General features: G+C 58.5%; 13 protein-coding genes. 4 read left to right on the top strand and 9 right to left on the bottom strand.

The features are described 5' to 3' along the window. On the top strand, positions 1 to 1,043 hold a 1,043-nt coding region (locus tag EGI20_RS01560; RefSeq protein WP_498629085.1), incomplete at its 5' end, for a WS/DGAT domain-containing protein. Between the two features lie 5 nt (positions 1,044 to 1,048). Here the strand turns inward: EGI20_RS01560 and EGI20_RS01555 are convergent. From EGI20_RS01555 to EGI20_RS01540, 4 genes are all read right to left on the bottom strand, one after another. Then, the gene (locus EGI20_RS01555) at positions 1,049 to 1,825 is read right to left on the bottom strand and encodes a hypothetical protein (protein ID WP_498629083.1); all 777 of its coding nucleotides are present in this window, start codon (positions 1,823 to 1,825) and stop codon (positions 1,049 to 1,051) included. Positions 1,826 to 1,837: 12 nt separating this feature from the next. Then, on the bottom strand, positions 1,838 to 2,479 hold the full coding sequence (locus EGI20_RS01550; protein WP_498629081.1) for a TetR/AcrR family transcriptional regulator: 642 nt from the start codon (positions 2,477 to 2,479) through the stop codon (positions 1,838 to 1,840). 39 nt (positions 2,480 to 2,518) lie between these two features. Beyond that, positions 2,519 to 3,691, bottom strand: a complete 1,173-nt coding sequence (locus EGI20_RS01545; RefSeq protein WP_498629079.1) for a patatin-like phospholipase family protein — start codon at positions 3,689 to 3,691, stop codon at positions 2,519 to 2,521. Between the two features lie 67 nt (positions 3,692 to 3,758). Further along, positions 3,759 to 4,364 (bottom strand): phasin family protein, encoded by a 606-nt coding sequence (locus EGI20_RS01540; protein ID WP_498629077.1) that lies wholly within the window; start codon positions 4,362 to 4,364, stop codon positions 3,759 to 3,761. A 179-nt stretch (positions 4,365 to 4,543) separates the two neighbouring features. Here EGI20_RS01540 and EGI20_RS01535 point away from each other — a divergent pair, with 179 nt between their 5' ends. Next, positions 4,544 to 6,526, top strand: a complete 1,983-nt coding sequence (locus EGI20_RS01535) for an SDR family oxidoreductase (RefSeq protein ID WP_498629076.1) — start codon at positions 4,544 to 4,546, stop codon at positions 6,524 to 6,526. A gap of 139 nt (positions 6,527 to 6,665) precedes the next feature. Here EGI20_RS01535 and EGI20_RS01530 read toward each other — a convergent pair whose 3' ends face one another. From EGI20_RS01530 to EGI20_RS01520, 3 genes are read right to left on the bottom strand one after another with little or no spacing between them, the layout of a single operon-like run. Further along, positions 6,666 to 7,598 carry an esterase/lipase family protein gene (locus EGI20_RS01530; protein WP_498629074.1) on the bottom strand — a complete coding sequence of 311 codons (933 nt, stop codon included), beginning with the start codon at positions 7,596 to 7,598 and terminating at the stop codon, positions 6,666 to 6,668. Positions 7,599 to 7,646: 48 nt separating this feature from the next. Next, positions 7,647 to 8,405, bottom strand: coding sequence for a nitroreductase family protein (locus EGI20_RS01525; protein WP_498629072.1), 759 nt, complete (start codon positions 8,403 to 8,405; stop codon positions 7,647 to 7,649). Between the two features lie 24 nt (positions 8,406 to 8,429). Next, on the bottom strand, positions 8,430 to 9,533 hold the full coding sequence (locus EGI20_RS01520; protein ID WP_498629070.1) for an LD-carboxypeptidase: 1,104 nt from the start codon (positions 9,531 to 9,533) through the stop codon (positions 8,430 to 8,432). A 206-nt stretch (positions 9,534 to 9,739) separates the two neighbouring features. On the opposite strand from EGI20_RS01520, the gene cysD reads away from it, so the two are divergent. Then, positions 9,740 to 10,666, top strand: coding sequence for a sulfate adenylyltransferase subunit CysD (gene cysD, locus EGI20_RS01515; protein WP_498629068.1), 927 nt, complete (start codon positions 9,740 to 9,742; stop codon positions 10,664 to 10,666). Between the two features lie 104 nt (positions 10,667 to 10,770). Then, a complete protein-coding gene (cysN, locus tag EGI20_RS01510; RefSeq protein WP_498629066.1) occupies positions 10,771 to 12,204 on the top strand; it encodes a sulfate adenylyltransferase subunit CysN in 1,434 nt (477 codons plus the stop codon). Between the two features lie 71 nt (positions 12,205 to 12,275). Here cysN and ahpF read toward each other — a convergent pair whose 3' ends face one another. Beyond that, the gene (ahpF, locus tag EGI20_RS01505; protein WP_498629065.1) at positions 12,276 to 13,829 is read right to left on the bottom strand and encodes an alkyl hydroperoxide reductase subunit F; all 1,554 of its coding nucleotides are present in this window, start codon (positions 13,827 to 13,829) and stop codon (positions 12,276 to 12,278) included. Positions 13,830 to 13,931: 102 nt separating this feature from the next. Further along, the gene (gene ahpC / locus EGI20_RS01500) at positions 13,932 to 14,495 is read right to left on the bottom strand and encodes an alkyl hydroperoxide reductase subunit C (RefSeq protein WP_124735338.1); all 564 of its coding nucleotides are present in this window, start codon (positions 14,493 to 14,495) and stop codon (positions 13,932 to 13,934) included. Between the last annotated feature and the right edge of the window lie 247 nt (positions 14,496 to 14,742).

The raw sequence follows: 14,742 nt of genomic DNA, 5'->3' as shown, positions 1-14,742 counted from the left end.
TTGCGCTGGTCGATGTCCTGCTGTCGATGATGGATGACGCAAGCGGTGTGTCCGGTGGCGGGGCCGAGCCGCGCAAACTGCCGGATAAGCGCAAGGATGGGGGCGAGCGGCACTTCCTCGATATGATTTGGGCACCGGTCAGCACCGCGATGCTGACTTCGATGAAAGTGTCGAGCAATTTATGGCTCAAATACATGGAGCTGGTCAGTAATCCGCGTAAGGCGATGGACTATATCGGCATTGGCTACGATGTTGCGGCGGAAGCGGCCAAGCTTGCCTTGATGGCCAATGATTCGCCGACCCGGCTCAAGGGCAAGCCCGGCCCGGTCAAGCGTGTTGCCTGGTCCGAGCCTTTACCTTTGCCCGAAGTGAAGGCGGTCGGGCGGGTGCTGTCCTGTTCGGTCAACGATATGCTGCTTTCTGCTGCCGCCGGCGCCATCCGTGCCTATCTGCTGGCCAAGGGCGATCCGGTCGAAGGGCTTGAAGTCAGGGTGATGGTGCCGGTCAATCTGCGCGGCGAGGGAGACCGGGGGACGCTGGGCAACCGCTTTGGTCTGGTGGCGCTGGAGTTGCCGGTCGGCATCGCCAACCCGCTTGCGCGCCTGTATACGGTGCGCGAGCGCATGGAGGCGCTCAAAGGCTCTTATCAGGCTGTGCTGGCGCTGGGTATTCTGGGCGTGGTGGGCATGGCGCCTAAGCTTGTGCAGCAGCAGATACTCGATCTGCTGGCCAATAAGACCAGCGCGGTGATGACGAATGTGCCGGGGCCGCAAAAGAGCCTGTATCTGGGCGGCGCACGGCTGGCACAGCCCATGTTCTGGGTGCCGCAGTCGGGCAATATCGGCGTTGGCGTGTCCATTCTGTCCTACGACGGCAATGTGCAGATTGGTCTGGTTACCGACAAGGGGCTGATACCGGACCCTGAACATATTGCGAACCGTTTCAACGACGAATTCAGCCAGCTTCTGCTTTTGGTGCTGATGGAGCCGCCTGAGCGGCTGGCCGACCCCGAGGCGGTGGAGGCTGCACTCAGGGCCGGCTGATTGCCTTACTCTTCCAGCTCGGCGCGGGCGGCTTCGATGTCCAGCCGTTCCATCGCATCGGCCGCCTGACAGGCGGCCGCTTCTTCATACAGCTTTTCCGCGTCTTTCAGCCGGCTTTTGCCATACAGGGCAGCCAGCGCATTGGCGTACTCGGTACGGGCAATGGCCGACTCGGGGTTGAACGCGAGCGCCTGCTCAAATAGCCGAACGGCTTCGTCTTTTTTTGCGCCATAAGTGATACCGGCCATCATGGCGCCGACTTTGACGACAATCTCGGTGTGCCAGGTGCCCAGCGCGATCATGGCGTCGGCGTGTTCTGGCGCCAGCGTGAGCGTACGCTCCAGGCTGGCCTTCACCTTGCCGCCCAGCCCTTGCGCGAGGGCACGGGCAATCGAAATGCCCTGGCTATAGCGTCCCAGCGCATAAGCGTGGATATACCAGGCATTGGCATTGTCCGGCGCTTGTGCCTGCAGGGTTTCGCAGCGCTTGGCAATGTCCTGGAAGCCTTCAAGCTTGCGCTCTTCGTCCTCGTCCAGATAGGTGAAATAGATCATGGCGGCCTTGTTGGCGGCATTGATGCCCGAGGGGCCCGCCGTGAGGCCTGTGTCGTAAGCACGGGCAAAGTCGCCGGCATGGTAGGCGCGCCACGCCTCCTGTGCCGCCTTGTCTTGTGGCCAGGGTTCGCAATCGCCCTGATGCAGGCGCTGCCAGTGTTTTTTCAGGCTGGCCAGCGTGTAAGCGTAGGCAGGCTCTGCATAGGGAAAGGCTTTCCAGTTGGGCATTGCTATCTCCTTTTATTGTCCGGCAACATAATGATGTGAAATGCGCTCAAGCAAGGTACGCGCCTCGCCTTGCAAATAGGGCGCAGCCAATTGCATGACCTGATAAGCGCCGCGACCGATATCCGGTTCGGTTCGAGGACTGCGCGCATGCTCATAGGAAATCCAGAAGGTGCAAACCAGCGCCATATTCACGGCCAGCGCTTGAATCTCGCTGTCGCCCGCTTGCAGTACGCCTGCGCGGGCGAGGTTGTGGCACAAGGTGGCGGCTGCTTCTTCCTTGCGCCGCAGAATGCGGGTGAAGTGGGTTTCGACCAGCCGGTTGGATAGCAACAGGTTGTTGATGTCGTGGTAGAAAAAGCGGTACTGGCAGATGGTTTCGAATAACAGGTGCAGAAACAGCCAGATGTCTTCCGGCTCCTGCGCATGGTCATCGACGGCCAGCAGCAAACGGCCGATTTCCTCTTCGTAGCGGGCGAACAGCGCGTTGACGATGTCGGTCTTGCTGTGGAAATGGTAATAGAGATTGCCCGGGCTGATCTCCATTTCGACAGCAATCGCGGCCGGCGTGACGCCAGGCTCGCCCAGCGTATTGAATAGGCGCAAAGCAGTCGCAAGAATGCGCTCGCGCGTCTGGCGGCTGGGTTTTTTCTCCATTTGCTTTTTCCGGGGGCCGATTGACGCTACAAGCATACCCTATATGGGTATTTTGTCGTCCAGCTTATATTTAAGTTTATCCAGCGTGCGCTCCAGATTTTGCAAGGTGCCGCTTAGCCCCTTTTTTTTCGGCAACAGCAAACTGCGGTTTTTATCGGTGATGACCTCCATATTCAGCTTGAGGCCGTGTTTTTCCAGTAGCGGTGCCAGCGTCTGGCGCCGCCGGTACAGGTCGGTGCGGGTGTGCTGGTAGGCGTGCTCGCACAGGCTGCGGCGGTCGCGATAGCTGAATACATTGGCAAAAAAGATCGCCTCGTTGTCGCGGGCTGGTTCGAACAGCAACACGTCTGCGTGTGGGTATTCATGTTTGTAGCGGCTCATACCGGTATGCAGGCGTGAGTGAATGATGGCGCGAAAGGTCTGCGACAGCACGCCGGGCAGGCCGCGCTCGTACAGCTTGTGGGTGTTGGCCTGTTCTTTTGGTGCCCGGTAAGGCACCAGCGGATTGACGCAGAACACCAGATCGGCACCTTGCTCCAGCGCAACCGAAGCATGCAGCGTCTTGACCAGGGCACCGTCCACATAATAGCGATCCTTGATTTTGACCGGGGGAAACAGGCCGGGCAGGGCGGTGCTGGCTTGTACCGCTTTGGATACCGTGATGTCGTCAAAGCCGGGCGAGCCAAAGGCGACGGCCTGGCCGGAGTCAAGGTCGGTTGCAATGATGGACAGGCGGTGATGCAATGCGTGAAAGCTATTGCTAAAGCCGTCCTTGCTGAATAGTTCGGTCAATATGCGGTCTATGCCCTGGCCGTCAAACAATCCGGTTGGTATGGCCTGATTCAGCTGTTGTAGCGATTCGAACAGGCCATGGCGGCAAGGTGCGGCCAGATAGTGCTGCAGTGAAGAGGCCAGCAGATTAGGCAGCATGCCCAGACGGGTCAGATATTCGGTCAGGGCAGGGTGTAGCAATGTGCCCGGGTCAAACATCACGGCGGCGTCATCGTTGATCAGGATGCGGGCCAGACGCGCAGGCGGAATATTGTTGGCGAGTATCGAGGCGATGAGTGCCCCCGAGCTTACGCCGACATAAAAATCGACATGGCTAAAATCCAGACCGTCTATGGCTTCGGCCAGCGCCGCGCAGGCCCCCACCTCGTAAATGCCGCCCAAGGGCCCGCCTCCGGCCAGGGCAATACCGATTTTGCTCATCTGTTTCCCCTCCCGTTAAAAAGCCCGGCACGAAGGCCGGGCTTGTGCACGATGGTGCAGTGTTTCTTTAAGCGGTTGCGGCTTCGGTCTTGCCGGCGCTGCTGTCTTCTGCTTTGGCCGGGGCTTCTGCCGCCTGCTCAGCGACTGGTGTAACTTCAGCAACCGGTTTTTTAGCGCGCACCGGCTTTTTTTCGGCGGGTGCAGCGACAGCAGCAACAGCGGCTGCAGCAGGCTTGCTGGTGCGTACGGCCTTGGCCGCTACCGGCTTGGCGCGGGGTGCTTCCTCTGCCTGTTTGGCTTCGGTCAGCTGCTGGACGACTTCGGTCAGCTCGGCGACACGCTTGCTCAGCTTTTCTACATCCTTGCGTGTCGGCATGCCCAGACTGGACACGGCACGTGCAACGCGGTCTTCGAATACCTGTTCCAGACGCCCCCAAGTGCCGACGGTCTTGTCGGCAACTTCGGCGATTTTCTCGTCGGCGACCTGACGGGTTTTGGCTTGCAGCACTTCGCCTTCTTTTACCAGTGCGTCAAACACCTTGCCGCCTTCTTCCTGGGTCTTGGCATAAGCACCCAGACCGGCCAGCCAGATCTGCTGGGCGGATTCACGAATAGTCGAAGCCAGCTGGTTTTCGGTTACCGAGCTTGCGAGAGCTTTGAGTTTCTTGGCCATGATGACCTCCTAGGTGCGTTGCTTGTTGGGGAGTTCTTTGTTTCTGCTTGCAGTGTAGGGGGGAAAGTTAGAGGGATCAGCCTAATCAGCACACCTGACGAGAAATATGGCATATTGCATTAGCATATACAGGCGTAGCAGTGTAAGTAGCTAAATACAACACGAGGAGTCAAAACAATATGCAGTATTTTATTACCGGTGCCAGCGGCTTTATCGGCAAACGTCTGGTGCGCAAGTTGCTGCAGCGCGAGGGTAGCGTGGTGTATTTCCTGATGCGCGATGGCGATCAGGGGCGTGTTGAAGAGCTCAGAACCTATTGGGGTGTCGATGACAGCCGCGTTATTGCCATAGCGGGTGATTTGACCCAGCCGCTTCTGGGGGTGAGTGCCGAAGATGTTGTTCGTTTGCAACATAAAGTGGATCACTTTTTCCATCTGGCCGCCGTTTACGACCTCAGTGCAGATGCCGAAACCCAGCAGCGCACCAATGTAGAAGGTACGCGCCAGACGGTGCGCTTTGCCGAAGACATCGCGGCCGGCCATTTCCATTTGTTCAGCTCGATTGCCGCGGCCGGCCTGTTTGAAGGGCTGTTCCGTGAAGACATGTTCGACGAGGCCGAACATCTCGACCATCCTTATTTCCGCACCAAGCATGACTCGGAAGGCATTGTGCGGCGCGAGTGCAAATTGCCGTGGCGCATCTATCGTCCGGGCATGGTGGTGGGGGACTCGCAAACCGGCGAGATGGACAAGATAGACGGGCCTTATTACTTCTTCAAGCTGATCCAGAAGCTGCGCCGCCTGTTGCCACCGTGGATGCCGACCATAGGGGTGGAAGGCGGGCGCATCAACGTGGTGCCGGTCGATTTTGTCGTGAATGCGGTCGACCATATCGCTCACCTAGAGGGTGAAAATGGCCAGTGCTTCCATCTGACCGATCCGTCGCCTATGCGCGTGGGCGACCTGCTCAATACCTTTGCCCGTGCCGCGCATGCGCCGGAAATGGCACTTCGGATTAATGCGGCATTGTTCGGCTTTATTCCGCGCCATCTGGTGAAAATGGTAATGGCGCTGGCACCGGTACGCCGCATGCGCGATGCACTGATGCAGGATCTGGGCTTGCCGGAAGATGTGTTCGGTTTCATTAACTACCCGACGCGCTTCGATTGCCGCGAGACCCGACGTGCGCTTAAGGGCACCGATATCAGCGTACCGCCACTGGATACCTATGCCTGGCGTTTGTGGGATTACTGGGAGCGCCATCTGGATCCGGCGCTGTTTGTCGACCGTTCACTCAAAGGCCAGGTCGAAGGGCGCGTGGTGCTGGTGACCGGGGCGACTTCGGGTATCGGCAAGGCGACGGCGCTCAAGCTGCTGGAAGCCGGCGCCATTGTACTGACCATTGCGCGCGACCCGCAGAAGATAGAAGAAACGTGCCGCGAGTTTGCCGAGGCGGGCTTTACCCTGCATGTTTATCAGGGCGATATTGCCGATATGGCCGAAGCCGAGGCGCTGACGGCACAGATTCTGGCGGATCATGGCACGGTGGATATTCTGGTCAATAATGCGGGGCGCTCGATCCGGCGTGCAATCGAGGATTCCTTCGACCGTTTCCATGATTTCGAGCGCACCATGCAGCTTAACTACTTCGGTGCACTCAAGGTCAGCATGGGTGTGCTGCCCGGGATGATCGAACAAAAGCGCGGCCATATCATCAATATCTCGTCCATTGGCGTGTTGACCAATGCGCCGCGCTTTGCGGCCTATGTTGCATCCAAGTCGGCGCTGGATGCCTGGGCACGCACGGCCGCATCGGAGTTTGCCGACAAGGGGGTGCACTTCACCTGCATCAATATGCCCTTAGTCAAGACACCGATGATTGCGCCGACCAAGCTATACGATCAGGTGCCGACGCTGACACCGGAAGAGGCGGCCGACATGATCTGCGACACCATCATCAATAAGCAGGTGCGTCTGGCGACCCGTCTGGGTACTTTGGGGCAGGTGCTGCATGCCGTTGCGCCGCGTGTGGCACAGGTGATTATGAACACAAGCTTCCGCACCTTTGCCGATGCGCCCAAGTCGAAAGACGGCAGCAAGCCGGCACGTCCGACGGGCAATCAGACGGCCTTGTCCGAGATGATGCGCGGGATTTACTTCTAAGAACCTGTTCACGATCTGCTGTGCATCAGCGATACGGCGTTGAAAACGGTTTCGAAATGCTCATGTACCACCTGTACATTCCGCTTTCTCAGCCGTTTTCGCCTTGTCTCGCCCTCGCTCGCGAGATCGTGAACACGCTCTAAGCCAGACGGTGGCGGTGTTCGGCACTGTCATCCGTGCTGGCCGGGGAGATTTTGCCGGCCAGCAGTTGGCAAAGCAGTGTCGATGTCTGTCGGGTGTAAAGCAGGGCGAGATGGCCGGTAGCCGGCATCTCGATATCGACAGCGCCGTTCAGGCGCTGTCTGTCTTGCGGCGTGACAAAGTTGTCGTGGCTGGTGCGTACCGAAATCGCGGCAATGGCAGGCAGCGTTTCGCCCAGTGCGTCCAGCCATGGTGAGTGCGGCTGCATCTGGCGCGCATTTTCTCCCATGCCAAGGCGAGCCAGTTCGCTGCCGCGATGCGGGCTTGCCAGCGTGATCAGCTGGGTGACACGGCCGGCACCATGACGCTTGAGGTAGGCGCGGCTGACCAGCCCGCCCATGCTATGCCCGACCAGATGCACACTTGGGGCACCGGTTGCGGCGCAGACTTCGCGTATGCGCTGATCCAGCTGAGTTTCCAGCGTGTCTATGCTTGCCAGTGGCGGGGTCAGGCTAAGCGTAGCGACGACATGGCCGGCAGCTTCCAGTTCGCGGCGTATCTTCCACCATACGCCCCGGCTGCAACCATAACCGTGTACCAGCAAAACGACTCTGCGGCACGGACGCAAACGGTCGGCGCGCATCCATAGTTTCTCGAACGGCAGCAGCAGGCTGAAGGTAAAGACATAGGCCAGATATTCATGCAGCAGCATATTCAGCCAGCGCATCAGGCCAAGCGGTGCTGCGGGAGAGCCGTAGAGGCGGGAAAAGCCCCAGATAAAAGCCATGGTCAGCATGCGCAGCGCCAGCATGGCCAAGAGCGCCAGCAGCAGGGTGTGCATCAGGCTGGTGTCGGCCAGGTGGTGAATCAGCGCGCTGTCCAAGGCCAGTTCGGCCAGTAGCAAAAGCAGAAGGGAAGACGGGATGTTCATGATCTGAGCATCCCGTCTTTTGTTTCCTGCGTCAATGTGTCTTGTGCTTTAGCTCTTGATGTCGATCAGGCCAAAGCCCTGGCGCTTTAGTGCTTCGCCCACGGTCGGGAAGTAGTCAACTTTGTAGTAGTTCGTAGTGGACTGGATATAGGAAGGCATATCGAACTGGCCTTGTGCATCCCACCAGTGGCGCAGGGTGGCATCGTAGTCGCGTATGCCGGCGCAGACCTTGTCGTTGTCGTAGCGCTCGTTCAGGGCGAAAGATTCCAGCGGTACGCGCGGCTTGATGCGCGGCAACTTGTCAGGGTCGGCGACGCCCAAGGTGGTGCCGACCAGCGGGAAGGTGCGCGGTGGCAGGCCGAATAGTTCAATCAGCGCCTGCGGGTTATTGCGTATGCCGCCGATGGCTGTGGTGCCGTAGCCCAGCGAGCCTGCCGCCATTTGCAGCGCCTGCAGCATGATGCCGGCGTCGACTGCCCCCACGATCAGGCCTTCTGCACATTGGTCTATCAGTTGTTTTTCGCCGGCCATGGTCACGGCGTTGGCGGTGCGGTTGAAGTCGATCAGGATGGTGATAAAGACTTCGGCCGAGGCAACCTGCGGCTGGCCGCCGGCGATTTGGGCAATTTTGCGTATGGTGTCCTTGTCGCGGGTGACAATCAGCGAAATCTGTTCGCCGTTGACCGAAGTCGGTGCCTGTTGCGCTGCGCTGAGAATGATCTGCAGGTCTTTGTCGCTGACTGGCGCGCCGGAGAAATTGCGGATGGAGCGGCGCTCCAGCATTTGTTGAATCACAGGATTGGGCATGGCGTGTCCTTGTTGTTTTAGTGGTCAGAGTACGGTGGTCAGCGCGGAAAAATCCAGACCGCTTGTGCTGCTGATCGGGTAATCGGGGAAGGTGACGCTATAGCCCCAGCCATCGGTCGCAAGTGTGGCCATCGCGCCCAAGGGGAAGGTGGCCTTGTTGCGGATATGACCGAACGGAAAACCGGTGAATACCGGCACGCCGGTGACCTTGCGTACATGATCGGCCACGGTTTCCAGTGTGTAGCCTGGATCGTAGTGGTCCTTGATGTTTTCCAGCGAAAAATCCCCCAGCACGATGGCGCGCTGGCGCTTGAGTACGCCGGCCAGATTCAGTTGTTGCAGCATGCGTTCGATACGGTAGGGCTGTTCACCTACATCTTCCAGAAACAGGATGCCGCCTTCGATGACCGGAAAATAAGGGGTGCCGACCAGATGCGAGAGCACGCTCAGATTGCCGCCCCAGAACAGGCCTTCGGCCTTGAGGCTATGGGCGGGGTAATTGCTCACGCGGATGCTCAGTGGCTTTTGGGTGCTGGTGCGGACAAAGGCATTCATGGTGTCGATGCTGGGCACCGGCGCGCCAAAATCGCTGTACAGCATAGGCCCGGCGAAGCTGGGGATGCCGCCTTGCGATAGCAGCGCCAGCTGGATGGCGGTGAAGTCGCTGTAGCCCATCACCAGGGTGCCGGCCTCCTTGAATAGCGGACACAGCCGTTTCCAGTCGATGTAGGGCAACAGGCGCATCGCGCCATAGCCGCCGCGGGCCGACAACACGATCTTGGGGGGGGCAGCATTGCTGATGCCGTTGAAGTCGGCCAGACGCTCGGCATCGGTGCCGGCGAAGCGCTGGAAGCGGCGGCTCAGGCAGGCGATATTGTCCAGCCGGTAGCCGGCCTGACTCAGCCGCTGCACGCCATACTCGGCCCGTATGCTTTGCGGCAACAGGCCGGAAGGTGCAACGACGCGAATCAGCGGTGTGATGGACAGAGGCTGGATGGGGGCCGGTGTGGGGAGAGGGGCTGTCGTCGGTTTCACTCGGGTGCTGCATCCTGGCAAGAGCCCCAGTGTGCCGAAAACGGCCAGAGCCTGCATCAGGGAGCGTCGGGTCGGATCGGGTAGCTTGGGCATGATGATGGGTGTATTGCTTGCAGACAGGATGATAACAGTCTAGATGCGAATTGCCGCAATGCTGTTATTCCGTAATGCACTAAGCTTTCAAGAAAATACAGCATAACGATATATCCAGTTGATTTTGCAGCACGGCCAAGGCTTGGGTAGATTACTTGTCATGACAGGGTGATGTGACCCGCAACCGGCTGTAAAGGCAGAAGACGATGAAGATCCATAGCGCACGCTTGACCCATCTGCGGCAACTCGAGGCCGAGTCCATCCATATCATTCGCGAGGTGGCGGCAGAGTTTGACCATCCGGTGATGCTGTATTCGATAGGTAAGGATTCGGCCGTGATGCTGCATCTGGCACTTAAGGCCTTTCATCCGGGCAAGCTGCCTTTCCCTTTGCTGCATGTGGACACCACCTGGAAGTTTGGCGAGATGGTGGCTTTTCGTGATCAGGTCGCGAAGAAATTCGGTCTGGACCTGATCGTGCATATCAATCAGGAAGGCATACGCAACAATGTCAACCCGTTCACCGTCGGCTCGGCCAAGCATACCGATGTGATGAAAACCGAAGGCTTAAAGCAGGCGCTGGACCAGTATGGTTTTGATGCCGCTTTTGGCGGGGCGCGCCGCGACGAAGAAAAGTCGCGCGCCAAGGAGCGGGTGTATTCCTTTCGCGATAGCAAGCACCGCTGGGACCCGAAAAACCAGCGCCCCGAGCTGTGGAATATCTATAACAGCCGCGTCAACAAGGGCGAGAGCATACGCGTGTTCCCGCTTTCCAACTGGACCGAGCTGGATATCTGGCAATACATCTATCTGGAAAACATCGACATCGTACCGCTGTATTTTGCCGCCGAGCGCGAGGTAGTCGAGCGCGATGGCACGCTGATCATGATAGACGACGCGCGCATCCTGACTTATCTGACGGATGAGGAAAAGGCGCGCATCCACAAGAAAAAAGTGCGCTTCCGTACGCTGGGCTGTTATCCGCTCACCGGCGCGGTCGAGTCCGAGGCCGACAGCCTGACCGATGTGATTCAGGAAATGCTGCTGACCCGTACCTCCGAGCGTCAGGGGCGCGTGATTGATCACGACCAGAGCGCCTCCATGGAAAAGAAAAAGATCGAAGGGTATTTCTGAAATCAGGGGAATGGTGAGCAGGGAGGGGGGAAGGCACCGTGATGCTGCCGGATGTCTGCTCCGTTCACCTTTCACGCGTCCCCATTCCCCCAAAGGAGCACACCATGAGTCACCAGTCCGAACTGATTAACAGCGATATCCATGCCTATCTGGCTGCCCATGAAAACAAGGATATGCTGCGTTTCATCACCTGCGGCAATGTCGACGACGGCAAGTCCACGCTGATCGGGCGCTTGCTGCACGACTCCAAGCTGATTTTTGAAGACCAGCTGGCCGCCATTGCGCGCGACTCGAAGAAATTCAATACCACCGATGACGACATCGACCTGGCGCTGCTGGTTGACGGGCTGGCTGCCGAGCGCGAGCAGGGTATTACCATCGATGTGGCTTACCGCTATTTCAGCACCGACAAGCGCAAGTTCATCATTGCCGACTGCCCGGGGCACGAGCAGTACACCCGCAATATGGCCACCGGCGCTTCGACCTGCAATCTCGCCATCATCCTGATCGATGCGCGTTACGGGGTGCAGACGCAGACCCGGCGTCACAGCTTTATCGTCAGCCTGTTGGGCATCAAGCATGTGATCGTCGCCATCAACAAGATGGACCTGCTGGACTTCGATGAGGCGGTGTACAACCGCATCCGTGACGACTATCTGGATTTTGCCGAACGTCTCGCCATTCCCGACATCCGCTTCGTGCCGATTTCGGCGCTCAGGGGCGACAATGTAGTCGAGGCCAGCACGCGTACGCCGTGGTATCAGGGGGCGACGCTGATGAAGTTGCTGGAAAGTGTGGAAGTGGCGCACGACACCGGCCTTGGGGCGCTGCGTTTGCCGGTGCAGTATGTCAACCGGCCCAATCTGGATTTTCGCGGTTTCTGCGGCACCATTGCCGCCGGCAGCGTGGCTCCTGGTGATGCAGTGCGCATTTTGCCATCGGGCAAAACCAGCCGCGTCAAGGCTATCGTTACGTACGCCGGCGAGCTGGCCTCGGCGCAGGCAGGCGAGGCCATCACGCTGACACTGGAAGATGAAGTCGATGTGTCGCGCGGCGATATGATCGTGCACGCCGATGCGCCGGCACCGGCTCTGGGGCGCGAGCTGGAAGCGCAACTGGTATGGATGGATGAGGCCCCCTTGCATTGCGGGCGCGAGTATCTGTTCAAGTTTTCCGGCAAGACGGTAGCCGGGCGCGTCAGCCGCATTCTGGCGCGTCAGGATGTGAATACCCTGGAAACGGTGGCGGCTGACAGCCTGCAACTCAATGAAATTGCCCGTGTGCAGGTCAGCCTGAATGCACCGGTCGTGGTCGATGCTTACGCCGATTGCCGTGCGACCGGCAGTTTTATCGTGATTGACCGCCTGAGCAATGCCACCTCTGGTGGCGGCATGGTAGAGGGCGTGCTGGCAGAGGCCAAAGAAGCCAAGACTGACGAGCTGGAAAACTATCGTGCTTTCGAGGTGGAGCTCAATAGCCTGGTGCGGCGCTATTTCCCGCACTGGGATGCCAAGGATATTTCGGCCCTGAAGCCTTGAGGCGAGTTTGATGCAGATAAAAAAGCCCCCGTTGTAGCAACGGGGGCTTTTGTCTTGCACGGCTGAATAAATCAGGCCGGTGCCGATGTGCGGATCAGGTGGTCGAAAGCGCCTAGCGAGGCGGTTGCGCCTGCGCCCATGGCGATGATGATCTGCTTGTACGGCACTGTGGTGCAGTCACCGGCAGCAAACACGCCGGGTACCGAAGTCTGGCCACGGGCATCGATCTCGATTTCGCCGCGTGGCGACAATTCCACTGTGCCTTTGAGCCAGTCGGTGTTGGGCAACAGGCCGATCTGCACGAAGATGCCTTCCAGTTCCACATGCTTGATCTCGCCGCTGTCGCGGTCCTTGTAGGACAGACCGTTCACCTTCTGACCGTCGCCGGTCACTTCGGTAGTCAGCGCCTTGGTGATCACGGTGACGTTAGGCAGGCTGAACAGCTTTTTCTGCAGCACGGCATCGGCGCGCAACTGGCCATCAAACTCGAGCAGGGTGACATGGGCGACGATGCCGGCCAGATCGATGGCTGCTTCCACGCCGGAGTTACCACCACCGATGACAGCGACACGCTTGCCCTTGAACAGCGGGCCGTCGCAATGCGGGCAGTAAGCCACACCCTTGCTGCGGTATTCCTTCTCGCCCGGCACATTCATTTCGCGCCAGCGCGCGCCGGTGGCCAGAATCACCGTCTTGCTCTTGAGCGAGGCGCCGTTTTCCAGCTTGATCTCTATCAGTTCACCCGGCACCAGCGCATTGGCTTTTTGCAGGTTCATGATGTCGATTTCGTATTCCTTGGCGTGCTGTTCCAGTGCCATGGCCAGTTTCGGGCCGTCGGTTTCCTTGACCGAGATGAAGTTCTCGATGGCCATGGTGTCCAGCACCTGGCCGCCGAAACGCTCGGCCACGATGCCGGTGCGTATGCCTTTACGGGCGGCGTAAATGGCGGCCGAGGCGCTGGCCGGGCCACCGCCGATGACCAGCACATCAAACACGTCTTTGCTCTTGATCTTGTCCGCTTCGCGCGCCGCTGCGCCGGTGTCCAGCTTGGCAATAATCTCTTCCAGCGTCATGCGTCCGGCGCCGAACTCGGCCCCGTTCATAAACACGGTTGGCACCGCCATAATCTTGCGGCGGGCTACTTCGTCCTGGAACAGCGCGCCATCGATCATGGTATGGCTGATGCCGGGGTTGAGTACGGCCATCAGGTTCAGCGCCTGCACCACGTCCGGGCAGTTGTGGCAGGACAGGGAAACAAAAGTCTCGAAATGGGCGCCAGCAGGCAGGGCACGGATCTGTTCGATAATGGCTGCATCCACCTTGGGTGGATGGCCGCCGCTTTGCAGCAAGGCCAGCACCAGCGAGGTGAATTCGTGGCCCATCGGAATGCCGGCAAAGCTGATGCGGGCGCTGTCAGAGACGGCGCCGACGCTGAACGATGGGCGCAGAACGGCGTCGCCGTTGTCACGCAGGCTAACCTTGTCCGAGAGTGCGGCAATATCCTGTAGCAGGGCGTGCATTTCCTGTGCGGCCGCGCTGTCATCCAGGCTGGCAACGAGTTCGATCGGACGCTGCAGTTTTTCGAGGTAGGCTTTGAGCTGGGTCTGGATATTGGCGTCGAGCATGTCGGTATTCCTTAAATGAATTTCACTGGAAAGGCGGAATCGGGCTTTCCGCTGAAATCCAAACCGCCCCGGGCGGGGCGGTCTGTTTAGCGGGCCTGAGGCTTAGATCTTGCCGACCAGGTCCAGCGATGGAGCCAGCGTCGCTTCGCCTGGAGTCCACTTGGCTGGGCAAACTTCACCCGGGTGTGCTGCAACGTACTGGGCAGCCTGCACTTTGCGCAGCAGTTCCTTGGCGTCACGGCCGATGCCCAGGTCGTGAATTTCGGCAACCTTGATTTCGCCTTCCGGGTTGATCACGAAGGTGCCGCGCAGTGCCAGACCTTCTTCTTCGATCATTACGTCGAAGTTGCGGGTGATGGTGCCGGTTGGGTCGCCGATCATCGGGTAGTTGATTTTCTTGATGGTATCGGACGCGTCGTGCCAAGCCTTGTGGGTGAAGTGGGTGTCGGTGGAAACCGAGTAGCACTCAACGCCCAGCTTCTGGAACTCAGGGTAAACATCAGCCAGATCACCCAGTTCGGTCGGGCAAACAAAGGTAAAGTCAGCCGGGTAGAAGAACACAACCGACCACTTGCCCTTCAGGTCAGCATCGGAAACAGTCACGAACTTGCCTTCGTGGTAGGCCTGGGCGGTAAATGGCTTGATGACGGTGTTGATGATGGACATGTGGTTTTTCCTTTTATGTTGGCGGTGAAGACAGACGAATCTTAAACTTGAAGCCTACATTTAACAAATTAAATATCAATATAATATCGATTGCAATTTGCTATCAAATGCCGCAGCACGCTGGATTGTCGAGCTTAAGCGACTAAATGATATCGCAATATGATTAAATTTGGATGATGCGTATCAAATTCCATGCACTCTTTGCCAGATGTGACAATTTAAGAGCGGGGACGAAACTGGGCGGGGA

Source organism: Aquitalea sp. S1-19, from assembly GCF_024343515.1.
This window is presented reverse-complemented; position numbering and strand designations above follow the sequence as displayed.